This window comes from Lentisphaerota bacterium, assembly GCA_016873675.1.
Taxonomy (GTDB): domain Bacteria; phylum Verrucomicrobiota; class Kiritimatiellia; order RFP12; family JAAYNR01; genus VGWG01.
This window is the reverse complement of record VGWG01000040.1, coordinates 1-24,638: the sequence shown is the minus strand read 5'-3', so window position 1 is coordinate 24,638 and position 24,638 is coordinate 1. Positions and strand designations below refer to the sequence as shown.

Annotated in this window: 17 protein-coding genes; 11 read left to right on the top strand and 6 right to left on the bottom strand. The window is 62.4% G+C overall.

Going from position 1 to position 24,638, the window contains the following annotated elements:
* Positions 1–94: 94 nt before the first annotated feature.
* From FJ222_06895 to FJ222_06850, 10 genes are all read left to right on the top strand, one after another.
* Positions 95–1,597 (top strand): hypothetical protein, encoded by a 1,503-nt coding sequence (locus FJ222_06895; GenBank protein ID MBM4164150.1) that lies wholly within the window; start codon positions 95–97, stop codon positions 1,595–1,597.
* Positions 1,598–1,630: 33 nt separating this feature from the next.
* Positions 1,631–3,046, top strand: coding sequence for an N-acetylgalactosamine-6-sulfatase (locus FJ222_06890; protein ID MBM4164149.1), 1,416 nt, complete (start codon positions 1,631–1,633; stop codon positions 3,044–3,046).
* Positions 3,037–4,458 carry a choline-sulfatase gene (locus FJ222_06885; protein MBM4164148.1) on the top strand — a complete coding sequence of 474 codons (1,422 nt, stop codon included), beginning with the start codon at positions 3,037–3,039 and terminating at the stop codon, positions 4,456–4,458. Before FJ222_06890 ends, FJ222_06885 begins: the two co-directional genes overlap by 10 nt.
* 62 nt (positions 4,459–4,520) lie before the next feature.
* Positions 4,521–6,716, top strand: coding sequence for a hypothetical protein (locus tag FJ222_06880; GenBank protein MBM4164147.1), 2,196 nt, complete (start codon positions 4,521–4,523; stop codon positions 6,714–6,716).
* A 154-nt stretch (positions 6,717–6,870) separates the two neighbouring features.
* Positions 6,871–7,875 (top strand): hypothetical protein, encoded by a 1,005-nt coding sequence (locus tag FJ222_06875; GenBank protein ID MBM4164146.1) that lies wholly within the window; start codon positions 6,871–6,873, stop codon positions 7,873–7,875.
* Positions 7,862–8,845 (top strand): hypothetical protein, encoded by a 984-nt coding sequence (locus tag FJ222_06870; protein ID MBM4164145.1) that lies wholly within the window; start codon positions 7,862–7,864, stop codon positions 8,843–8,845. Before FJ222_06875 ends, FJ222_06870 begins: the two co-directional genes overlap by 14 nt.
* Before the next feature lie 65 nt (positions 8,846–8,910).
* Positions 8,911–11,178, top strand: a complete 2,268-nt coding sequence (locus FJ222_06865) for a hypothetical protein (protein MBM4164144.1) — start codon at positions 8,911–8,913, stop codon at positions 11,176–11,178.
* A 100-nt stretch (positions 11,179–11,278) separates the two neighbouring features.
* Complete coding sequence (locus FJ222_06860) at positions 11,279–12,598, top strand: FAD-dependent oxidoreductase (protein MBM4164143.1); 1,320 nt, start codon at positions 11,279–11,281, stop codon at positions 12,596–12,598.
* Between the two features lie 67 nt (positions 12,599–12,665).
* Positions 12,666–13,997 (top strand): hypothetical protein, encoded by a 1,332-nt coding sequence (locus tag FJ222_06855; protein ID MBM4164142.1) that lies wholly within the window; start codon positions 12,666–12,668, stop codon positions 13,995–13,997.
* Between the two features lie 104 nt (positions 13,998–14,101).
* Positions 14,102–15,343 (top strand): anaerobic sulfatase maturase, encoded by a 1,242-nt coding sequence (locus FJ222_06850; protein ID MBM4164141.1) that lies wholly within the window; start codon positions 14,102–14,104, stop codon positions 15,341–15,343.
* A 44-nt stretch (positions 15,344–15,387) separates the two neighbouring features.
* On the opposite strand, the gene FJ222_06845 is transcribed toward FJ222_06850, so the two are convergent.
* The 5 genes from FJ222_06845 to FJ222_06825 all read right to left on the bottom strand — a co-directional run bounded on the left by FJ222_06845 (position 15,388) and on the right by FJ222_06825 (position 21,440).
* Entirely contained in the window at positions 15,388–17,160 is a 1,773-nt protein-coding gene (locus FJ222_06845; GenBank protein ID MBM4164140.1) for a SulP family inorganic anion transporter, read from the bottom strand.
* 159 nt (positions 17,161–17,319) lie between these two features.
* Positions 17,320–18,582, bottom strand: a complete 1,263-nt coding sequence (locus FJ222_06840; GenBank protein MBM4164139.1) for a hypothetical protein — start codon at positions 18,580–18,582, stop codon at positions 17,320–17,322.
* Positions 18,583–18,588: 6 nt separating this feature from the next.
* Positions 18,589–19,485, bottom strand: coding sequence for a sugar phosphate isomerase/epimerase (locus FJ222_06835; protein ID MBM4164138.1), 897 nt, complete (start codon positions 19,483–19,485; stop codon positions 18,589–18,591).
* Positions 19,486–19,500: 15 nt separating this feature from the next.
* Positions 19,501–20,271, bottom strand: coding sequence for a sugar phosphate isomerase/epimerase (locus tag FJ222_06830; protein MBM4164137.1), 771 nt, complete (start codon positions 20,269–20,271; stop codon positions 19,501–19,503).
* 20 nt (positions 20,272–20,291) lie between these two features.
* Positions 20,292–21,440: a Gfo/Idh/MocA family oxidoreductase gene (locus FJ222_06825; protein MBM4164136.1), complete on the bottom strand. Its 1,149-nt coding sequence runs from the start codon at positions 21,438–21,440 to the stop codon at positions 20,292–20,294.
* Between the two features lie 265 nt (positions 21,441–21,705).
* Here FJ222_06825 and FJ222_06820 point away from each other — a divergent pair, with 265 nt between their 5' ends.
* Complete coding sequence (locus FJ222_06820) at positions 21,706–22,974, top strand: hypothetical protein (GenBank protein MBM4164135.1); 1,269 nt, start codon at positions 21,706–21,708, stop codon at positions 22,972–22,974.
* Between the two features lie 1,218 nt (positions 22,975–24,192).
* On the opposite strand, the gene FJ222_06815 is transcribed toward FJ222_06820, so the two are convergent.
* On the bottom strand, positions 24,193–24,573 hold the full coding sequence (locus tag FJ222_06815) for a hypothetical protein (protein ID MBM4164134.1): 381 nt from the start codon (positions 24,571–24,573) through the stop codon (positions 24,193–24,195).
* Positions 24,574–24,638 lie beyond the last annotated feature (65 nt).

Here is a 24,638-nt window from a genome sequence, read left to right as displayed (position 1 = left end):
TCGGAAAGTAACGGCGGTGGTAGAACTGAACACTGAACACCGAAGCTCTCCGAGCGAGGGCGGGAAACCTGAGTTCCGCGCCTTCGGCATTGAGATGTGTTACGTCGGGGAAGGTCCTTACTTCCTGGGGACAGGCGGGAAGGAAGTCAATGCTTTTCACGCTTATGTTGACGGTGAACCGGGCGCGGCCACCCCGCCGTACCGGGTGACGGGCCCCGGCGCCATTCCAACCGGAAAACAGAAAGGCAAGCTCTGGGCCAGGGGGATTGTGCCGGAAGACAACAGCGAGATTCCAGCGTCGTTCCCCAATGGTCTTGCGGCTTTCTACTGCATGAAGTATCCGGTGATCAACCAGGCGCTTTACGCCGGCTTTCTCAATACCATCCCCGCTGAATCGGCCAAGAAATACTGGTACGACGGCTATCAGGGGGAGACAATCAGACGCACCGGCAACGGGCATCCGTACACCTATGTCGCCACCACGCCCGACGGCTTTCTGCCCTGGCTCTCGTGGGCGGATGGTGCGGCCGTCGCGGCGTGGGCCGGACTGCGCCCCCTTACAGAGCTTGAGTACGAGAAAGCCGTCCGTAACAGCGAGCATCCTACTCCGGACGAAGTCGGGTTCTCGTATTGGGGCCTTGGGTTTTTGAACAATGGTGACTTGATCGAGCGGCTGGTGACGCCTTGTCTGCCGACCGGGCTGACTTTTGCGGGCTCGCACGGCCAAGGCGAGGCGGTTCTGCCAGCCGACTGGCCGAAAGATGCCAGCGCCGTGGTGTACCGCGGCGGCTACGGCAAGAACATGATCTATTATCGTCTGGTCCATCTGCTGACTTCCGGACGGATCAAGGCGACCGTCGCCTATGCGGATCGCCGCGGAATGGATCCTTTCAACGGGTTTCGCGCGGTGCGCTCGGCGCCCGCGGGCGACAACATCACCGCCACCCAGCCGCCACGATTCGACGCCACCGTCGTGCGGCCGCTTCGCAAGCTGGCCGCGCCTTTCAAGACCAACGGCAATCCCGCCGAAATCGGCACCCCCCTGGCGACCCTGGCTTGCGTCGAAGATGTGTTCTTGGAGAACGCCCGCAGCGTGGTCCCCCAACAGCCCCGAACACTCTGGAACGGTCCGACGGACACCAGTGCCCGCCTCTACCTGGGATGGGACGGCGAGGCGGTTTGTTTCGGCGCCGACGTGACGGATGATACGCACCAGAACAGCCAGAGCGGCGGCAACCTCTGGAATGGCGATGCCATGCAATTCGGGGTTGCCATACCGGATGGCACCCATTGGAGCCTGATGCTGGGCCTTTCCACCAACGGCGTGGTTCTCCATCAGGCGATGGGCACAAGCGACGCGATTCTGAAGACCGCGGACTGCGCAGTGACCCGCGACGAGAACGCCAAGCTCACCCGCTACACCCTGCGCCTGCCATTGGCCGCGCTGGGCCTGAAAGCCGGGGACACCTTTGGCTTCAACGCCATGATCTGCGACAGCGATGCCGACAACCGCATGGACTTCTACCTGCGCCTCGCCCAGGGAGTCAGCTTCCCCTTCCGGACCGAACTGTATCCCCGATTCGTGCTGAAAGACTAGGTCATGCCGGAAGACAAGCCCAACATTATTCTGATGATGTGTGACGATCTCGGTTACGGGGACACCGGTTTCAACGGCAACGAAATCATTCGCACGCCCTGTCTTGACGCCATGCGGGGAGAGGGTGCGCGATTCACCCGTTTCTTCGCCGGCGGCCCGGTCTGTTCGCCGACGCGCGGGACGTGCCTGACCGGTCGTCACTACTCCCGCTACGGAATCACGCACGCCAACGTGGGCCGGTTGCCGACCGAGGAGATCACCCTGGCCCGCGTGTGCAAGGAACAGGGGTACCGGACCGGTCATTTCGGCAAGTGGCACTTGGGAACCTTGACCACCGCCATTCGCGACAGCAACCGCGGCGGCCCGGAACACGCAGCGGAATTCTCCCCGCCCTGGCTGCACGACTTTGATGTCTGTTTCTCCGCTGAAGCGCGCGTGCCAACGTGGGATCCCATGGTAACGCCAGACCAGAAACGCCCGGACGGGCGCTTTGTCTATGGCGAGCCGGGAACGTTCTTCGGCGCGCACTACTGGAATGAGCGCGGCGAAATTGTCCGGGACAATCTTGACGGTGACGATTCGCGCGTAATCATGGACCGCGCCATCCCATTCATTCAAAACTGCGCCAGTCGTCAGGCACCCTTTTTTGCAACGATCTGGTTCCACACGCCGCATACACCGGTTGTTGCAGGGCCAGCGTACCGTGCGATATACTCGGAGTTTTGTGAGGACGAGCAGCACTACTACGGTTGCGTGACCGCCATGGATGAACAGGTCGGTCGCCTGAATCGCGAACTCCGGGCGTTGGGGATCGAGAACGACACCATGGTCTGGTTTTGCTCGGACAACGGGCCGGAAGGCGGCGAAGACCTGTCCCGGAATGATCGAAACCGCGGGGTAACCGGGGGCCTTCGCGGACGCAAACGCAGCCTGTTCAACGGCGGGATCGGCGTGCCGGCCCTGCTCAAGTGGCCGGAGCATGTGAAGCCGGGGGCAGACTGGACTGTGCCGTGCAGCACACTGGACTACTTCCCGACCGTCGCGGAACTTTTCGGCTACACCCTGCCGGACAGCCGCCCGCTGGATGGAGTCAGCCTGCTGCCTCTCATTCGGGGCGAGTCACAAACGCGGCCCAAGGCCATTCCGTACCGGTTTCTGGACGAAAAAAACCGCATGTCCGGTGCTCCGACCATAGGTCTGATTGATCATCAGTGGAAGTTCCTGACCAATCTTTCGGCGGATGGCACGGAGGATCTGTTGTTTGATCTGAATGCCGACATGGCCGAAACGGCCAACCAGATCCGGGAATACCCGGACATCGCCGCGCACATGCGAAAACAAATCGCCGACTTCATGGCCTCCTGCCGTCGCAGTCACCACGGCGCCGACTACCCGACGCCTTACACACCCATCAACACGTTTCAGGAGATTACGGGAACATGGCTCTGAACAAACGACCGAACGTCCTCTTCTTCTTCACGGACGACCAGCGGTTCGACACGATCCGCACGCTGGGAAACGGCGCCATTCGCACCCCGAACCTGGACGCGCTGGCCGCGGGCGGCACGGTATTCACGCACGCGCACATTCCCGGCGGAAGCTGCGGCGCGGTGTGCATGCCCAGCCGCGCCATGCTTCACAGCGGGCGCACGCTGTACCACATCAAGGGCCACGGTGAGGAGATCCCGCCGGATCACGTCACGCTGGCCGAAAGCCTGCGCCAGAACGGGTATCTCACCTTCGGTACTGGCAAGTGGCATAATGGGACAGCCTCTTATGCGCGGGGTTTTGAATGCGGCGACGAGATCTTTTTCGGCGGCATGGAGGATCACTGGATGGTCCCCCTTTGCCAGTTCGATCCGACGGGCCGGTACGAGCGCTATGCCCCGTGCATACGCAATCCCTACCGGACGAACACGGTGGAACAACGCCGGGGCGATCATTTCCACGCCGGGCGACATTCGACCGATATCTTCGCTGACGCCTCCATCCGCTTCATCGAGAAATGGGACGGCGCGAGGCCGTTCTTCATGTACACCTCGCTCATGGCTCCGCACGATCCCCGCAGCATGCCCGAGGAGTTCCTGAAACTGTACGATCCCGACACGATCAACCTGCCGCCCAATTTCGTCCCTGAGCATGCCATCGATACGGGCGCGCTGCGCATCCGCGACGAAGTGCTCGCCGCCATCCCGCGCGTCCCGCAGGAGATCCGGCGGCACATAGCGGACTACTATGCCATGATCTCCCACCTGGACGCCGCCCTGGGCCGCGTCCTCGGCGCGCTGCGCAAGAAGGGAACCTTGGATAACACCATCATCGTGTTTTCCGGAGACAATGGTCTGGCCGTCGGCCAGCACGGGTTGCTGGGCAAGCAAAGCGTCTACGATCACAGTGTGCGGGTCCCGTTGATCTTTGCCGGCCCCGGTATTCCCAAAGGGCAGCAGAGTGCCGCGCTGGTGTACCTGCTGGACATCTTCCCCACGCTCTGCGGGCTGACCGGCACGCCGGTTCCCGGTTCCGTAGAAGGCGTCAGCCTGCTCCCCTGCCTGAAGGACCCGACCGCACCACTGCGTCCAGATCTCTATCTGGCCTACGAAAAAAGCATTCGCGGCCTGACCGATGGGCGACACAAGCTGATCGAATACGGCTGCGGCGCAACGCAGTTATTCGATTTGGCTGCCGATCCTTGGGAAATGCGGAACCTGGCGGAGCGGGCAGAGTCGCAGCCGACTGTGTCCAGCCTGCGCCAGCGACTTGTGGAGACCGCCCGGGAATGGAACGATGAGGATCATTACACCGGCGCGGACTTCTGGAAACGGAGAGCGGATTTGAACGTCCCGCAGCGAATAAGCCCGTAACCGAACACAGGCTCGGCGACAGCCACGCGGGATTAATTGCTTCTGGGAAAAAGCTTGGCGCCATGACCTCTGCACTTTGGACAGGTTTTCTTTCTCCTGTTGTCCCCTGCCAGCCGGCGCCATCCGAAGCGCGCTTGCCTGTCACGTGTCGGTGCGGCAGGGGAGGACTGCTCCTCCGGGCGTTGTTGACGACCGGGCTCCCTGTTTTCGCGCAGGGCGCGGCCCGCACGGTTGCGGTTGATTCCGACACGGCCGCGCCGGTGTTGTTTGGCGTCGAGCGGTTGACGGAGGCGCTGCGGCAGCACGGGTTCGCGCCGGATGATCACGGCGCCCTGAAGGTCCGCGCGAAGATCACGCCTGCTCCGGACCTTGGCAGCGAGGCGTATCGCATCACCGTTCAAGACGGTCAGTTGCGGATTACCGGCGGCGACGCCGCTGGCGTCATGTATGGCGCGCTTGAGGCGGCCGAGCGTATCGCCGCCGGTATCGAGCCGGGGCAACTCAACGGCGTGACCGGGCGGCCGGGCATGGCCATTCGCGCCGTGAAGGTCAATCTGCCCTGGATGTCGTATCGTGTGCATGAGTACTACCGGCGTAACGAAGCGGACTGTCGCGACCTGGACTTCTGGAAAGCGCTCATTGATCACCTCGCCGAGAGCCGCTTCAACCGCCTGTCCCTCTGGAGCCTGCATCCCTATCATCTGATGGTCCGGTCTCAGGAGTTTCCCGAGTCCTGCGATCTCAGTGATGCCGAGCTGGCCCAGTGGCAGACGCTGTGGCGCGGCATCTTCCGTCATGCTCACGACCGCGGCATGAAGGTCCAACTCTTTACCTGGAACATTTTTGTGTCGCCGGCCTTTGCCAAGGCGCACAACGTGGCCACCTACAGCATGGATGGCGCCTTCTTTGGCGACGGCGACCGCTCGACGCTTGTCGAGCGCTACAACCGTTCCATTCTCACGCAGGTGCTGAAGGAGTATCCCGAACTGGACGGCATCGGCATTACCCAGTCGGAGCGCATGGGCGGCATGACGCCTGCCGAACGCGGCGAATGGATTGACCGCGTGATTCTCAGCGCCATACGCGATGCCGGCCGGCCGGTTGAGATCAACTACCGCGCGCCGCATTCCAAAGACACCCAATCCGGCGGATCCATGTCGCGCGATACCGAACTGCTGGGTCGCCGGTTGCTGGAGTCCGTGCACACCGATGCGCCTGTTTATACTGAGCTCAAGTATAACTGGTCGCATGGTCATTCCTCGCCGAAGCTGCATATTATCCATGGCGGTGCCATCAGCGATGCGTTGTGGAACCCCCTGCCGAAGGACTACCGCATCACCTGGATGGTGAGGAACGAGGATTTCTTTCTGTTGCGCTGGTGCGGGCCGTCCTTTGTCCGCGAGCACATCCGCCTGAACAGCCGGCCCTGGACCGGCGGATACTACGTGGGATCGGAGTGTTACATCCCGGCGGCGAACGTCTTCGACAAGCCGGACCTTCCGGGGCGGGCGCGCTGGGCCTTTCAGCGGCAACGGTTGTTCTACGTGGTCTGGGGCAGGCACCTGTACGATCCCAATCTGGATGACGCGGCTCTGGCCCGGGCGATTGACCGGCAGTATGGACAGGGGACCGGAGCCACGCTTCTTCCCGTGCTGGATCTGGCGAGCCGCACGCCTTTGCGCATCGCGACGTTTATGGGCGCAACGTCGGATCCCACGCTGTACAGCGAAGGATTCCTGAGCAAGAAGGGTTTCCTGGACATCCAACATGTGATCCAAGCCAAGCCGCTGGATCCGCAATGGTTGGGTGTTTCGGCAATGATTGACCTGGAAGCCCGGAAGGTTGCCGTCAGCACCAACAAGGTTTCTCCGCTCGCCGTTGCCGATGCTGCTGAACGCGATGCCCGGGAAACGCTGTCTCGCCTGGCGTCCGTCAGCACAACTAACATCGCTGTCGCAGACGAACTCGCTGATGCCGCCGCCTGGGCGCATCTCGGCCTCTATCTGGCAGACAAGATACGCGCGGCCGTGGCGCTGGAGCGTTATCGGCGCGGTCTTAACGACCAAGGGCGTGACGAGGCGATGGCTTTGCTGCAACAGTGCCTCCGGCACTGGGATCAGGTTGTTGCGTTAACCCGGGATCGTTATTCGGAGACGCCGCTCCTGCATACGGAAACGATTCCGTTTTCCTGGGCGCGCTATCGCGCTGCCGTGGCCGCCGACATTTCGACTGCTGAAAAAACCAACCGGATGCCGTGAACAGCAGTTCCAGGCCAACCTGATCCAGGGCTATGCCGATATCGGTTGTCTGGGCCGGTATGCCGAGGACTTCTCCGGCAAGACCAACACCTGGCCGATTGACAGCGTGGGAGGATCGTGAGATTATGCGCCGGGTGATGGCTAGGAAAGGAAAATGATGACACGTTGCGCCGAAATGCGCCAGGCTTTGGCATGCCGGGTGCCGTCTGCGGTTCCCGTGTGGGAGCTCGAGTTTCACTTGTGGAACGAATTTGATCGCGGACGTTTGACGCTGGGCCGCGAGTTTGCCGATCTCACGGCGGCCGAACAGGAACGTGCCTTGCACCACAACGCCGAGATTATTGTTGAGGTTGCCGCCGAACTCGGATTTTCCGCCGTCACCGCGCCCGGCGGCTATTGGGAGCACGCGCCGGGCCACCCAGCCTACTACTGGTTGCCCGATCCGGCCCGTGACGAGCAGATCCGCATCCTCGCTAAACTGGCCGCCGGCCAGTTCCTGATCGCCGCCGGATCCGGCGGCGTGATCGGCATGCCAGGCGCCGCCGACTATGTGGAATTTTCCTATCGGCTTTTCGATGCCCCGGAGCAAATCGACGAGCAGGCGCGCCGCACGCTGCGCCACGGCGTCGCGCAGGCTCGCACGTTCCGTGAACTCGGTGTTGAGATTCTCTTCAGCGCTTCCGACATTGCCGATAATCACGGTGTCTTCTTCAATCCCGCGCAGATGGATCGGTTCTTTCTCCCCTATTTGCGCGAATGGGCAGCGGAGGTGCGGACCCTGGGCGGATGGTCGGTGTTGCACAGTGATGGCAATCTAACCGCCTGTGTCGATGCACTGGCGGACAGCGGACTGCATGCCCTGCAGGCCATCGATCCGGTGGCCTGCATGGACATGCGGAGCGTCAAGCGCCAGGTGGCGGGCCGACTCTGTCTGTGCGGCAACATTGACTGCGGCCTGCTGCTCATGGGCAGCCCCGAAGCCGTGCGAGCGGCGGCGGGGACACTGCTTGTCGAGTGTGCGCCCGGCGGTGGACTGGTGCTTGGCGCTTCCAACGCCGTCCAACCGGAAGTGTCACCGCGAAACTATCGAGCCATGCTCGCGGCCCTTCAGGAATACAACGCTCGGAAAGAAAGAGAGGCGACGCATGACATCTCGTGAACGAATCAAGAGAGCGCTTTGCTTTGAGGAGGTGGACCGCATCCCGATCGAGAACTCTTTTGGCGGCGAGCTCCAACGGAAATATCCCAGTGACGTGGCGTCCCCGCCGTTCCAGTATCCGGCGGGGCGGAGCTGCGGCGCCATGAACCGGAAGGGGCGGCGCACGGACATCTGGGGCTGCGTCTGGGAAGCTGGCGAGGATGACGTCTGCGGCGAGGTGAAGGACTCCCCCCTGCGGCGCGACTGGAGCGGTTTGAAGACTTTTCAGCCGCCCTGGGAGGTGATCGACGGTGCCGATCTTTCACCCGTCAATCCGGCCTGTGCCGACTCGGACAGGTTCATGATCCCGATGTGGGACAGCATGCCCAATCCGTTTGAGCGGATGCAGCACCTGCGTGGGTCCGAGCAGCTCTACCTGGATCTGGCCTATCTCGAGCCGGAGGTCTACCGCCTGCGCGACATGGTTCACGAGTACTTCATGAAGCAGATGGCGCTCTGGGTGAAGACGGACGTCGATGGTGTACACATCGCCGATGACTGGGGCGCCCAACAAGCCCTCCTGATTTCACCGGAGCTTTGGCGGGCGTTCTTCAAGCCGCTCTACGAGGACTATTGCGATCTGGCCCACGCCCACGGCAAGTTCGTGCTCATGCACTCCGACGGGTATATCGCGCCGATCATCAAGGACCTGATCGAAATCGGCGTGAATGCCGTCAATGCGCAGCTCTTCTGCATGAACATCGAGGAGTTGGCGGAACAATTCGCGGGGCGGATCTGCTTCTGGGGCGAGATTGATCGGCAACGATTGCTCACGTCAGCCACACCGGGAGAAGTACGGGAGGCCGTGCGGCGTGTGGCGCGGGCGTTCCTGAGGAACCGGCGTACCGGTGTGGTGGGACAGTGTTTCTGGGGCAAAGATCATCGCATCGAGAACTGCGAAGCGGTATACGAAGCCTGGAGCACGGTGTGAAGCGTATCGGTCCCTATGCTTGGGGCTAGACAACGGCAGGAGATTAAAACAGGAGCGAACAAACGATGAAGACCGTCAGCAGCATGATTCTGGGAATGGCGATCACGGCGTCCGTGGTTTCGGCCGCGGATCAACCGGCGGCCCGTCGCGTCGAGGTCGGCGATCTCGTCTGCGAGTGGTTTGCGCATCTGGCCGTGGGCCGGCCTGCCGCGGAATGGCGGATCTCCGGCTGGGAGGTGGAGCCGCCCGGCGCATCTTTCGCGCATGCCTACTACTCCTGGTTCAAGCTGGTGGATAAGAACGACGAGGCGCCGGTCACCATCGGTCGGCGTTTCCCGGCGCAGCAGGATGGGGTGTTGACGTGGGAATTTGTCTTCCGGCTGCCGCAACTCACCAATGGGCCTTTTTTCCAGATCATGTCCGGAGATCAGGCCGTCCTGCGCCTGCACGTGGCGGAGGGGGATCTGGTGGCGGATGCTGGTGAAAGCGCGCCGCGGCGTCTGGCGGCACTACAGGCTGGCCGGGATTGCGGCGTCAGCGTTCGTTTAGACCTAGACGCGCACCGGGCGGACATCCGCGTGGACGGGCGTAGGGTTGCCACGGCGGTGACGTTGTCCGATAAGGCGCTGGACCGTCTTGCGATCACCACGGGGAACACATTCGTAGGCGACCTGTTCGTGACGCCGGTGCTGTTGCATCGCGGTTATGCGCTGCGGGAGCGTTTTATCAGCGTGCCGGAAGGGGCGTTGCCGGATGGTTGGACGTCCACGACGGCAGGCGGCACGGTTGCCGTCCGCAACCATGGCGGGGCCGCGCATGTCGCGAACAGTCGTGCGCTTTGCCTGGAACGTACACAGACCGGTGCGCTGGACGCTACGGTCGCTTTTCCGCCTGTGAAGGCCGCCGTGGAGGTGGAGGCAAAAGTCCTGTTTGCAGACGGCGGCAATGGCGCGTCAGTGGCCTGGCTCGATGCCGCGGGGCACCCGGTCGTAACGCTCGCCGCGCGCGACGGCACCCTGACGGCCAGCGACGCCGGGGGGGGCGCGCCGGTTTCGCTCTGGACGGGACTTCGGAAGACGGTGTGGTACAACCTGCGTGTGGTGATAGACCCCGCGGCCAAGTCGGCCACGTGTTATGTCAATGACATCGAGCGCGGACGAGTGGCCATCGCTGCGGGGGCGCAGGTTGCCCAGATGCGCGTCACGGCGCCTGAAGCGGTCGGTGGGAAGTGCTGGGCGGACGAGTTGGTCGTGCGTCCGCATCTGCCGTATCCGGCCGACTACGCGCCCGAGCCTGTGCCGGTCGCCACGGGCTCGAACATCGTCGTGATGCAGTCGTGCGACCTCTGGCGGGAGGGGCTGCACAATGGCTGGGACTATATTCGCGATTTTCCGGAGCGGCGGCCGCTGCTGGGGTATTACAACGGCGGCGATCCGGAAGTGGAGGACTGGTCCATCGGCTGGCTCTTGCGCAACGGCATCTCCTGCGACTTCAAGTGCTGGTATCAAGGCGCGCCGGGGCCGATCCACTCCACGCGCCACGGCGAGGGGCTGATCGGCTTCAAGCGGGCCCGGTGGAGCAACAAGATGACGTTCGCCATCAACATCACGTTCCCGGTCGGTAAACTGGACGACTGGCGCGACAATGTGGTGCCATACCTTGTCGAGCATCTGTTTCGCGATCCGCGCTACCTGAAGATTGATAACAAACCTTTGATCGGCATCTACGAGACGCGTCGTTTTAGCGCCGCCAAGGCGGCGTTGCCGATTCTGCGCGAGGAGTGCCGCAAGATGGGGTTCGATGGCTGTTGGGTGATCAACCAGGGAGGACCCAGCAAAAATGCTGCGGACTTGATGTTCGATGCGGCATACGCCTACACGTGGTTCACCGGATCGACCCAGAATCAAATGAAGAATATCGAGTCACAGCGCGCCCAGATGTCGCAAGACGTGCTGCCGACCTTGTCCATGGGATGGAGTCCCGCTCCATGGAAAGGCGGCTCCAGCAGTCGCGATGCCTGGGCCACACCCGACGAATTCCGCGCGCTCTGTGAGTGGGCCAGGACGACCTACATGCCGGCGGCAGCCACGAACGCATTGTCGCGCAGGGTGGTGTTGCTGGACAACTGGAACGAATGGGGCGAAGGTCACTGTATGATGCCGGCGGCCGGTTGGGGGTTTGGCTACCTGCACGCCATCCGCGACACCTTTGGACAACCCCCGTTTCCCCCGGATGTTGTGCCGACACCCGCTCAGGTTTCACGCATGACCACACTCTATCCGCGCGGAGAAGGGTATGAGGAGGCGGGTGCGCCGGTCAGCCCGCAGCCATGACCGTTGCCCAGCGGCAGCCGGTGCACGCGATGGCCGACGGCACGTTTCTCAAATTCAACCAAAGGAGACTAGTATGACAAACAAGCATAACATCTCAAAGATGGGGATCCCGGTTATCGGCAGTTGGGACGTGATCGTGGTGGGCGGAGGGCCCGCCGGTTGCACGGCCGCAGCCTCGGCCGCCCGGGAAGGGGCGAGGACCTTGCTCATCGAGGCGACAGGAAGCCTTGGCGGCATGGGGACATCCGGACTCATCCCCGCCTGGTGCCCGTTCTCTGACCAGCAGAAGATCGTGTACAAGGGCATGGGTGAAAAAATCTTCGCAGCCGCGAAGGAGGGGGTGGCGCATGTCGCGAAGGATGCTACCGAATGGGTTCCGATCGATGCCGAGCGTTTGAAGCGGGTTTATGATGATTTCGTGAGGGAATCGGGCGCAGAGATCCTGTTCAATACGTTCCTTTCCGGCGTCGACGTGGACGCTAACGGGAAGGTCTCTGGGATTATCGTAGCGAACAAGAGCGGTCTCGTGGCGTACCAGGCGAACGTGTTTGTTGACTGCTCTGGCGACGCGGATCTCGCGGCCTGGGCTGGCGCGGATTTCGAGAAAGGAAGTGAAAAAGGGGAGCTGCAGCCTGTCACCCTCTGTTTCATCCTCAGCAATGTCGACGAGTACGCCTTCAGGCATGGCCCCAATCTCCACGCCGGCAACAAGAACAGCCCGATCTACGCGATCGCCGCCTCCGGGAAATATCCGCATATCAAGGACACGCATCTGTGCGCGAACATCGTCGGTCCCGGCACGGTCGGGTTCAACGCGGGGCACCTGTGGGATGTTGACAACACAGACCCGAAATCGGTTTCCAACGCCATGATCGAGGGCCGCAAGCTCGCGATGGAGTTCAGGGACGCCCTCGCGGAACATCATCCCAAGGCCTTTGCGAATGCCCATCTTGTGGCGACAGCCCCCCTGCTAGGCACCCGCGAGACACGCCGCATAACCGGGGACTATGTGCTGACCGTTGACGACTACGAATCGAGGCGGACATTTCCCGACGAGGTCTGCCGCAACAGCTATTTTCTTGACGTGCATACGGCCAAGAAGGATATCCAGGAGACGTTGAAGGGACACGAGAAGCTAGAGAAGACATTCAGGCGTTACGGCCCCGGGGAATCGCACGGAATCCCGTACCGCTGCTTCACGCCGAAGAAACTGAAGAATGTGCTGGTCGCTGGCAGGGCCATTTCCACCGACAGGCCCGTGCAGGGGAGCACACGGGTGATGCCGGTCTGCCTGGTGATGGGCGAGGCCGCCGGAATGGCCGCCGGAATGGCTGCGAAGTCCACGTCCTGCGACGTGCGCACGGTCGATGTGAATCTCCTTCGCAAGCGCCTGAAAGAAGCAGGCGCATACATGGAGTGACGACGCCGCACGGAAAGATGGAACGAGGCGGGCCTCAGGCCACGCCAGACAGAAAGGTTAGGCGAGTATGGATACCCAGAATAGGTCTCTCAACACCCACCGCGAGGAACACGACGACACCGGGTGCGGGCTTGGACGCTTTTCGATCGGCGTCGGCGATCGGTTTGGCTGCGAGGGCGTCGCCCAACTCGCCGCGCTAGCAGCCGCGCGGCGGGATGGCATTCGGGTCACGCCGGTCTGGAACAAGTCGAACCGCGAGCACACCCTGATCGGGACCTGTCCATCCGATGCCCGCGCGGCCGCAGACGCTGCCGTTCGCGAAGCCGGGTGGTCTTCTCCCTACTGGCTGGATGCCGACCATATCTCTTTGGGTAACGTGGATCGGTTTCTGGATGCGTGTGATTTCTTCACGCTGGATGTTGCAGAGCAGATCGGACAGGCCTGCGAACCTGCGGCGGTGGAGGCGCTGGCAGGCCGCGTGGAGGAACGGCTCGGGTTGGCGCCGGCACTGCCTGGCACCGGAGAGCGACTGCCGCTTGATCGCGCGGCGACACGATCCGCCGCCGGAAAGTATGCTGCCGCCGTGGCTGAGGCGGGGCGGATATTTCGGCGGATTCGCTCGGCTCGCGGCTCGCGTAAATTCCTCGTCGAGGTTTCGCTGGATGAAACAGACACCCCCCAATCGCCGCAGGATCTGCTCGTCATTCTGACCGGCCTCGCGGCAGAGGGCGTTCCGGTGGATACCCTAGCCCCGCGGTTCTCGGGCCGTTTCAACAAGGGCGTGGATTACGTGGGCGATCCGCGTCAGTTTGCGCGCGAGTTCGAATTGGATGTCTCCGTGCTGGCGCTGGCCTGGCAAAAGCTTGGCTTCGGTGACGGATTGAAGTTGAGTGTTCATTCCGGCAGCGACAAGTTTGCCATCTATGGACCGATCCGGGACATTCTTGCGCGAACCGGAGCGGGGCTTCATCTCAAGACCGCCGGCACGACCTGGCTGGAGGAACTGGTCGGGTTGGCGCTGGTCGGCGGCGACGCGCTGGCCTTTGTGAAGGACCTCTGGCGCCAGGCCGTTTCGCGCCGCGAAGAACTGTCCAAGCCGTATGCAACGGTCCTCGATATTGATCCCGCGCGCCTGCCGACGCCAGAGGAAGTCAATACGTGGGACGGCCCCCGTTTCGCGGCGGCGCTGCGCCATGATTCGCGCTGTCCGCATTACGATCCGCACTTCCGCCAGTTGCTCCACGTCGCGTTCCGCCTCGCGGCTGAGGCGGGCGATGCCTTCTACCGACTGCTTCATGACCATCGGGCAACCATCGCACGGGAAGTCACCCTGAACCTCCTGGACCGCCATGTTCGATCTGTGTTTCCGTCGGCGGATCATAAACAGGCGATCACATGAAGAAAAACAGGCTGTATCATGGAATTCCGGATCTTGGGACGGCCCCCGGCGTCAACCCCGGGGCCCTGTCCCGGCCGATCGACAAGTACGACGCTCCGGGGCTGATGGCGAAGCAGGGCGGCAGTCGGTTCCATGTCATGATCAAACCGGCTGGCTCCGCCTGCAACCTGGCCTGCGCCTACTGCTTCTACCTGAGCAAGGCGTCGCTGGAGGGCGTCCCGGCGCCGCGCCGTATGTCGGATGAGGTGCTGACGGAATTCATCCGCCAGTATATCGAGAGTGTGACGGGCGGCGAGGTGATTTTTTCCTGGCAGGGCGGCGAGCCGACCACGCTGGGTCTGGACTTTTTCCGCAAGGTGGTCGCGCTCCAGGCGCAGTTCGCCAAGCCCGGCCAGACCATCCTGAACGACCTGCAGACCAATGGCACACTGCTTGACGAGGAGTGGTGCAAGTTCCTCAAGCAGAACCAGTTCCTGGTTGGGCTCAGCATCGACGGGCCGAAGGAGATCCACGACCGCTACCGCGTCACCAAGAGCGGCGACCCGACGTTCGCCAAGGTATTCGCCGCCGCGCGGATGCTGAAAAGCCATGGCGTGTCGTTCAATGCGATGGCGTGCATCAACCGACACAACGCCCGTCGCCCATTGGACGTGTACCGCTTCCTGCGGCGCGAGCTCGGCGCCGACCGCCTCCAATTCATCCCGATCGTCGAGCACAAGGACTTCGAACAGAGGGCGCCGCAGTCCTGGGACCCGGCGACGCTGCCCCGCGACGGCGATCCGCGCGCGCGGCCGGGGCATCCGGAATCCGTTGTGACCGATTGGTCGGTCGATCCCGAGGACTGGGGCTACTTTCTCTGCAAGACCTTCGACGAGTGGCGGAACCGGGACATCGGCAAGGTCTTTGTCAATCATTTCGAGACGCTCGTGGCGCAGCATATGGGGCACCCCTCGCAGATTTGCGTCTACAGCGAGTTTTGCGGCAAAGGCATGGCCTTGGAGAATGACGGATCCCTCTACACCTGCGACCACTATGTCTATCCCGAATACTGTCTGGGCAACGTCATGAAGGCCCCGCTCGGCGAGATGGCCTTGTTGCGGGCGCAGGTCAAGTTCGGTTATGCCAAGCACGAAACGCTGCCGGCGCAGTGTCGGCAGTGCCCGTTTCTCAGCGATTGCTGGGGTGAGTGCCCGAAGAGCCGCTTCATCCGAACCGCCGACGGCGAACCGGGGCTGAACTATCTCTGCCGGGGCTTCAAGCAGTTTTTCGCGCACGCCATCCCTGAGGTGGACCGCATCGTCAAGTGCCTGCAACGCCAGACGCCGCCGTTTCCGCGCCTTGTCTAATCCTCAGGCACAGGGGCTGTCCCTCGGCGGTGGCGCGCGTCGGCTCACCCCTCGGCGAGGCGGCGGCGATGCGCGTCCCAGGCAGGACCCAGCGTGGCGTCGGACGGCAACTCGCCCAGCACGCGGCGCACGGCGGCGTCGAACGCCTGGAACGGAACGGGCGACGATGCATAGATCTGGTCGGGCGCGAGGACCCGATCCATGCCGGCGTCGCGAATCACCCGACCGACGTCCTCGCGCACCCCGCAGATGTAGAGTTTTCCTCCCTGTTCATGAAAGGCTTCAGCGAAATCGAAGAGCGCGTTCCAACACGAGTAATCAATCGAATAGACGCGGCGCATTCTGAGGATGAGATGGCTCGGCTTCTGCTCGCGGGCGATCGCGCCCAGTTGCTCGCGCAGAACCTGCGCCGCCCCAAAGAACAGATCGCCGTGCAGCGCAACCGCCACAACATCGCTCCGCTCATGTGAAACGTCCCCCTCATAGGGCCGTTCCCCGTACAGCTTCATTCCCTCGGGCACGAGTTCGTACGCACGCAATCCGCTGCCGCGATTCACATATAAAAGCACGCCCGTCACAACGCCCGCGAACAACCCATACTGGATATTGACGAACACCGTCACGATGAAGGTCACGATCATCACGCATACGTCCGTCCGCGACGTGTCAAAGACCCGGCGGATCCGGCGCACGTCCACGAGTTTGAGGCCCACATACACCAACAGGCCAGCCAAGGCCGCCACGGGAATGAGTCCCAGAAGGCCCGGACACCCCAGAACCCCCGCCACGAGCACGACGCCGAACACGACATTGGCCCCAGCCGTCTGACCGCCGACCTGCTCGATCAGCGCGGAACGACTGAACGATCCGGACCCCGGAAATCCTTGGAAAAAGGCCGTCGCGATTTGGCTGAGGCCCTGTCCGACGAACTCCTGATTGATGTTCAGCGGTTTCCGGTTCTTGATCGCGAGGTGCTCCCCGATCGATATGGCTTCCATCAAGCCGATGACGGCAAGCGCGACCGCGGCTGGAAACAACTCGGCAATCTGATCAATTCCCGCGATTCGAAATCCGAAATGGGGCAGATCGCCGGATATCGGAGCCAGATCGCGCACCAGGCGGATACCGGCTTCCGGTCCTAACAGGGCGGCCACGCCGGCCGCCCCCGCCACAGCCAGCACGGCGACAGGCCACCGCCGGGCGAAACGATCCAGCAGCAGCATCGCCGTCAGGACGCCGAGTCCCGTCAACAGCGGCGCCCATCCCGCCTCGGGCAGACGCCTGAGCGTCTCGACGAGCCGCGCGGGAACCCATTGGATCGACGGCGCCGGAACGCCCAGCAGATGGTGAGTCTGTCCAATCGCGATCAGCACGCCAGCGCCCAGTGTGAACCCCAGAAAGGCTGATTCAGGGACATACCGAATGATCCACCCCAGCCGGAATCCGCCCGCGGCCACGCGAAATAGGCCCACCATCACCGTCAAGGATAGCAAGACCGTCACCGGGTCGCCTCCCGGGCAGCTCGCCAGTGCGGCAGCCGTCAGCAGAGCGGAGGAATTGGTCGGACCGGTGTTGACGTACGGAGAACTGCCCCACAGCGCCGCCACGACCGACATGAGGATCGCCGCGTAGAGACCCTGGACCGGAGCAAGCCCCGCAAGCATGGCATAGGCCATCACCTGCGGCACCGCAAATACCGCCACGGTTACCCCCGCCTGTGCGTCGCAGCGGAACGCTCGCAGACTGTAGTCGCGCCATTCCCGCAGCAGCGGCGGAAGGAACGATACACCATTCTGGCGCGGCTTGAACACACGCACTCCCTTTGATTACTTCGGCGGTACAAACAAATGACAGGCGAGGCTCTTGCAAAACCCCTTCGGTGTGTTTGCAAGAGAGAAGTCAGGAGTCAGAATACACAAACAGGGGTGGAAGCGCTAGGCTTTTTCCCCCGACAGTCATTCTCCCCGGCAGTAAAATCACCGTTTTCCGACCCCCTGGACCGGAGCAAGCCCCGCAAGCCCCGTCTCACCGGTATACCGTCCATGCCGCTGAATGGCCGCCATGAGCAGGCGCATGCCGGTCAGCCGGCTGCCGTTGTTGACGGAGCCTGCGGTGGAGAAGCGCAAGCCGCGGTGCGACCGGGCCTGCTCGAAATCGCGCAGGAATTCTGCGACCATGTTGGCCTCTTCATTACGGCTGAAGGTGAAGGGCGCCAATTGTCCGTCAATCACGGCATGAGGGCAGTATTGCCGGATTTCCGAAACAGTCAGCGTCGGGCCGAAGTTAACCCCCTTGAGGTTTAGCTCAGCAAGCAACGGGAGGAGGTGGGCCATGTCGGAATCGCTGTGCTGATAGCGCCAGTCTGTGGGCGCTGGCGCATAGCGCTCGAAGACGGCCCGGTGAATGGGCATGGCAAACAGCTCATACATCTCGGCGTTGAACAGACAGCAGTTGTCGTCGTACCACGACCACCACTTCGGCGCGGTGGCGGGAGTGAAGCCGGCCTCCTCATCCAGGACCCGGGCGCGCGCAAGGATGGCGCGGGCGATCAGGTCCGAGAACCGTTGCATCAGGGCGGGATCGTCGAAATGGAGCAGCAGCAGGTTCTCCACCCCAAAGATGGAACAGGCAAACGTGCAGGGGCCGCGCTGTGCGCGATAGAGCGGCACTTTGACGCCCAGGGTTTCCAGGCGTTGCTTCTGGCTGGTCCAGTCCTCCGGTAGAATGAAGGCCCGCAGGTTGTCCAACCGACGTTCCACGCGATCCAGCAGGGCACTGAGTTCAGCGGTTGTGTGTGCCGACTGATGCAGCCACCAGGAACCTGTGGCGCCCCCTTCCCAAGCGTTCCGGGCCTCGAAAATGTCGTGCAGCCCTTTGGTCTCAGGCCATTGGCGGGCCGGGTCGGCAGGTGTTTCATCCAGCAGGCGTCGCCCCACAATCTGTTCGGCCAGGTCATTGTAGCGCCGCTTCAGGTCCATGGCCCAGACCGCATCACCATACTGGAAGCGCCACCAGTCTTGAGGCACGCCCAGCTCATCGAACACACACTCCCAGTTGCAGATCGCCCCGAGTGGAACCTGAGGAATTGAGGCGCTGAAGGGATCCCGGTTGGCGACTGCCTGATCGGCCCAAAATTGCGCCACATCCACGGGCGCTTGACCGCCATTGGCCCTTGTGTCCGCCAGTAATTGCGTGATCCAGCCCTGGTGTTCGGGTGTTGCCAACGCGTAGGCGTTCACAATGTCTCACCTCTTTGTGCTTGGCGCGCGTGCGTCCTGTATGCCCGCGATCAGCTTTTCCAGGCGCCGGCCGTACTCGACATAGGTGCGGTGCATGACGGACGCCTGGGTCTCGCCGCGCTCTTCATGAAACACAGCGGACAGATGTGGCTCGATCGAGATACCGCCGTCATATCCATTCTGAAGAAGGTCGGTGAGAATGCGGCGAACGTCTCCCTCTCCCTCGCCGGGGTAGGTGTAGGTGCAGACCTGCTTCTCCGCATTCCAGACACCATCCTTGATGTGGACGTAAGCGACGTGGCTTTTGACGTGGGAATAGAATTCCCATGCGGACTGGCGCGGACGCGGTTCCGGTTTCGTGTAGTCGGGGGTGAATACGGGGTTGCCGGTGTCGAACACCAGCTTGAGCCCGGGCACGTTTTCCAGCAGGCGGAGGGTGTATGTCCAGCCCATGCCTCCGTAGTTCATGCAGTTCTCGTGGACAGGCGTGATTCCGGCGTCCTGAAACAGGGCCAGAAGCTCCCTGAGGCGGCGAAATCGCTCGGTTTCCATCTGATCCTCGGGATCGCGATCTTTCAGCACCGCAAAGCTCATGATGCGGATCAGTCGCGTGCCCAGCCGATGCATGCGGGGGATGGCGCGTCGGGCTTCGGCCAACGAAGAGTCCATGGGCTCCAGAATGGATTTGCCCCAGTTGGCGATGGCGGAGCCAAAACAGTTCACCCGCACACCGGCCGACTCCAGCGCGCCCGCCACGTGATCGAACTCAGCGTCGGAGAGATCATGGATGTTCTTGCCATCCACGCCGCGCGACTCGATAAACGTCCAACCGAGTTCCCGCGTGGCAGCAATCTGCCCGTCGATGCCTTTCGACGCTTCGTCGGCAAACCCTGTCAGGTACATGATGGTTTCCCTCTGCTAGTTACGGACCAGCGTGGATAGATAACGATAGCTATGCGCGAGCGCTTCGAAGGGGTCGGCGCCGTAGCAGTCATCCTGCTCCACGATGAACCACTCGCAACCGGACGCCTCGGCGGCGTTCACGATGGCGGGTATGTCCAGGTTGCCTTGTCCCACGGGAGCAAACGCTGGTTTGCCGCCGATGACGGTGTAATCCTTCAGGTGGAGCAGCGGCAGGCGGCCCTTGAGCTTACGGCACCAGGCCACAGGATCAGAGCCGCCGTGCTGGACCCAATAGGTGTCGATTTCGCCCTGCAGGTGGCGCGCGTCGGTCTTCTCGTAGAGCCAGTCCAGCACGAGCTTGCCCTCCAGCCGCTGGAACTCCATCGCGTGGTTGTGGTAGGTCAGTACCAGGCCGGCTTCGCGCATGAGTTGTCCGGCCTTGTCGAGCCTGGCCGCCAGGTCGAGCACGGTCGGAAGCGAGCCGAAATCCACACCGGCGGGGTAGGGGTAGGCCGTGTAGCGGCAGTTCAGCTTTTGGAGCCGAGCGATGACGGCAGCCGTTTCATCGAGAATTTTTGCGCCGGATTCGTGCGTGGCGCAGCAGGTCAGACCTTCCCCTTGGAGGATGCGGTTCAGTTCGCTCTCCTCAATCGGCCCCAGGCCGGAGACCTGAACCGCCCGGTACCCGATCTGACGTACTTTCTTAAGCGAGGCGGCGATATCGGCCGGCGTTTTGAGGTGATCCCGAAGTGTGTATAACTGCGCAGCGATTTGCGTGGTCTTCATGATCTTCCTGCCCTTCCTGCTCAGTATGACCGGCTGATGTCGCCGAGTTTGGCCGCCTGGGTCTTCTTGACAAAGCGGGATGTCTTGATCTTGTGTTTCAGCATCCGCTCGTAGGCGCCGCCGTTGAGCGGCATCTCCACGGTCTTCCCGGTTTCGGACGAATAGAGCATGGCGTTGCCGAGTTCAACGGAATGGATGCCCTCCGCAGCGGGCGCGATCAGCGGGGTTTTGTTCACAATGGCGTTGATGAAGTTCTGGAGGATTTCCCCATGCTGGCCGCCAGTGCCGTTCGTCGGGATCTCCACGTTCCAGACATCGGGGCGAGCCCACAGTTCGGGGGTGGTTTTCAGGAAGGTGCTGACGGATTCCTCGTTGCGCGTGAACCGGATTCCGTTCCCCTCGATCACGACCTTGCCGTACTCCGCCGCCACTTCCAGCCGATTGGTGCCCGGTGATTCGCCCGTGGAGGTGATGAAGACCCCGGAGCATCCCGAATCGTACCCGAGATAGGCGGTGACTTCGTCTTCCACCTCGATGTTGTGCTTGCGCCCGATATTGCAGAAGGCGCGAACGCGCTGCGGCATGCCGAACATCCATTGCCAGAGATCGAGATTGTGAGGACACTGATTCAGCAGGACACCGCCACCTTCGCCGCCCCACGTCGCGCGCCATTCGCTGGACGCATAGTAGGCTTCGGTGCGGAACCAGTCGGTGATGATCCAGGTGACCCGGTCCAGTTTGCCGAGCGTACCGTCCTGCACGAGTTGACGCAGTTTGCGGTAGCGGGGGTCGGTCCGCTGGTTGAACATGGCGGCGAAAACCTGCTTGCGGTTCGTGTGGGCGGCAATCAGACGCTCGCAGTCCGCCTTGTGCACCGAGATGGGTTTTTCCACCAAAACATGGAGACCGGCGCGCAGGGCGTCAATGCCGATCGTGGTGTGCGCATAGTGCGGGGTGACAATGAGGACGGCATCACACACCTTGTCCTTTAGAAGCTTCCGGTGATCCTCGTAGGCGGCGCAAGAATACGTTGCTGCGGCTTGCCTGGCGCGCTCCGGGTCACTGTCACAAACGGCGGTCAACTCGACGTCCTTGAGATCTTTGAGCCTCTTCAAATGAAATTGCCCCATGGTTCCGATACCGATGACACCCAGTCGCACTTGCTTCATCGTGAAGACACTCCTTATGACTGATTCGGCTAACCGCCGCGTACGCATCCTTGTCTCAAACAAATAGCCTTTTATCCCTCGTGCGGCAAGTGTAGAACGGTTTCGGTCGCGAAACAAGCGGTTTTTGCCGCATGGCCGTGGAATCAGATTGCACAGTCGATTCAACATGGTGTACGATGACCTCTCACATGTGGCGACGTTCGTCTCTGCAAGGCGGAAGGGATACGAGCAAACAGGCAAACGAAACCTGTTCTAGGAGGCATCCATGAACCGACGTAACCTCATGCGATTAGCTGGGTTGGGTGTGATGGCTGCCGGAATTCCGCAACGGGGCTGGGCCGCAGGTGAGCCGGACCTCGGCAGGGCAACGAACGGTGCGAAAAGGCCCAACATCCTGCTCATCATGACCGACCAGCAGCATGCCGGGATGATGAGTTGTGCCGGGAATCTCTACGTTAAGACGCCGGCGATGGACAGCCTGGCGGCAAACGGGATGCGATTCGAGCGCGCCTATTGCGCCAACCCGGTTTGCCAGCCGTCGCGGTTCAGCATGCTGACCGGGTGCATGCCCAGCCGGATCCGTTTGGAAGCCAACAAAGAAGGCTTTCATATGCCGCCCGAGACCGTAACGAACGGCATGGGAAATGTCTTCCGCAGGGCCGGATACCGAGCCCTTTACAGAGGCAAATACCACGTCACGGCGAGTCACGAAAGCATGGGATTCGAACAACTTGTCGGTGACAAGCGGTTCAAGGAGCAATCGCCTGTCGTGCAGTTTCTGCGCCAACCACAGGACAAACCGTTCCTGCTGGTTGCCTCTTTTGAAAACCCTCACGATATCTGCTTTCTGGCCATTAATGCTCACAAACAGCTCGACCGCACGACGATCAGTTATGGGAACGGGGCGCTCGGCAAGTCCATGCAGTTGCCGCCCGGGGTAACCCGGAAAGAGTTTTTCGCCAAGATCTGCCCGCCTCTGCCGGCGAATTACGAGATCCCCGATGGTGACCCAAGTGCCTTGAAGCGTTGTCTGATCATGGCTGCGATTCGTCTGAGCAGGTCGCGCCCCTCCTCCTGCTCCTATTCATGCCACGCCACACTTCGTCGCTTTCTTCGTCCCACGCGTTGTCGTCTACGCTTCGTCCACCCCCTTTGTCGGTTCCGTCTTCCATCGCATAGAAGACCTGTCCCTTGGCGGCTTTCCTTGTACACGTTCACCACGAAGAGAGCGGAGGACACGCGCCAGAGATTGCACCACCCGCTGCGCTGGAGGCACGGAGGCACAGAGAAGAAGGGGAGATATGCGTGTACGAGTAGGTGTACGAGTACGGCGGGGAATGAGCGGTCGCAGGCACCTTACTCGTACACGCACACGCGGATCTCTCGATCTCAGAACCCGGAATCCGCACAGGCCACTAGAAGACCTGTCCCTTGGCGACGGTCCCTGAACCCGTCAACCGTAGTCGTCGCCGTCGTCGTCAACCAAGTCTTTCTCCGTCCCCCGAAAATAATGCAAGACCCGTCCCTTGTTTGAACCCAGCTCGACTCGTCCACCGTTCTCGTCGCCCGCTATCGTCAACCGAATCTGCCCCCGTCCGGTCGACGACTACGGCGACGACTACGGTGGACGAGTGCGGGAACAATCTGGAACTCAGGAAATCAGGAAGCTGGATGTCTCCCCTTTCCTGAGTTCCTGATTTCCAGATTGGATTGGCAGGGGCGGGGCACATGAGTAGGGCCAGTTCTGAGTAGCCCCGGCCCGTCCCGGCCCGAGGGCGGACAATGCCGCTGGCCTGCGCCAGCCTGCGCTGGCCCCGGGACGGGGCCGCGCTAGTGCAACGCAAGTAGCCCCGGGCCGTCCCGGCCCGAGGGCAACAGCCGGCAATGGCGCTGGCCTGCGCAGCCTGCGCTGGCCCCGCGGGACCTGCCCGCATCGCTACGCGAAGCGTTGCAGGCGGGCGGGGCCGCGCTACCGGGCCGCAAGTAGATCCGGCGTTCCCGAGTAGCCCCGGGCCGTCCCGGCCCGTGGGCGGACAATGCCCCGCTGGCCTGCGCCAGCCTGCGCTGGCCCCGGGACGGGGCCGCGCCACCGTGGCGCGTGACGGGGAACGCGACGGGGCCGCGACGGGTAGCCCCGGCCCGTCCCGGCCCGAGGGCGGACAATGCCGCTGGCCTGCGCCAGCCTGCGCTGGCCCCGGGACGGGGCCGCGCTACCGGGCCGCGCTACCGTGGCGCGTGACGGGAACGCGACGGGGCCGCGCTGGGTAGCCCCGGGCCGTCCCCGGCCCGTGGGCGGGCATGCCGTCGGCAATGGCGTCGGCGAGCGCTAAACTGCGCTGGCCCCGGGACGGGGCCGCGCTACGAGGCCGCGCTAGTGCAACGCAAGTAGCCCCGGGCCGTCCCGGCCCGAGGGCAACAGCCGGCAATGGCGCTGGCCTGCGCAGCCTGCGCTGGCCCCGGGACCTGCCCGCATCGCTACGCGAAGCGTTGCAGGCGGGCGGGGCCGCGCTACCGTGGCGCGTGACGGGAACGCGACCGATTCCCGCGAAGAAAAAACAAAGGGCGGGCCAAGCTCGCGCCCGACCCGCCCCCCGTGTCTTCAGGTCTATGGTCTGAGGTCTATGGTCTGAGGTCTCTTCTCTCCCCCCTGCCGCAGCAGGATGAGGGTTCCGGTGGGCGGAGTCAGATACCGGAGCACCACAATGTCGCTACGCCGGCATCAATGGCCGTTTCGTTATGAGAGTGAACCTGTTTAAGCGGGGCTGGATGCGCGCCACCGCCCCAACGCACGGTACCGATGGCGTTTCGGCTCCACCACAACGAAGGACTTGCGTAGATCAGTCTCCGCGTAGCGCTCGAGTACGGTCCGCAGTTCTTCATGCACGGCATCAATCGTTGCCGGTGTCATGCGCAGATACACGACGCCTGGGCCTTGCCCCCGAACAAAAATCAAGCCGCCGAAATCCCGATCACGGGTCACGAAGATGCGCCGTTGTTGCTGTGCGTGCTCCAGCAGCACAGAATCGTCTGCCGTTGACAGACCAACGGCTGAAGCGGTTTGCACGTCATGGCCGAGCGCTTTCAGAAAGCGCTCCGTCAGCGCGTAGACGTCCTGGTCGAGGAGAAGGTTCACGCCGGCACGAGATCCACATGAAGATCTTCGACGGCGACAACGTCCATTGCGTACTGGATGCACGC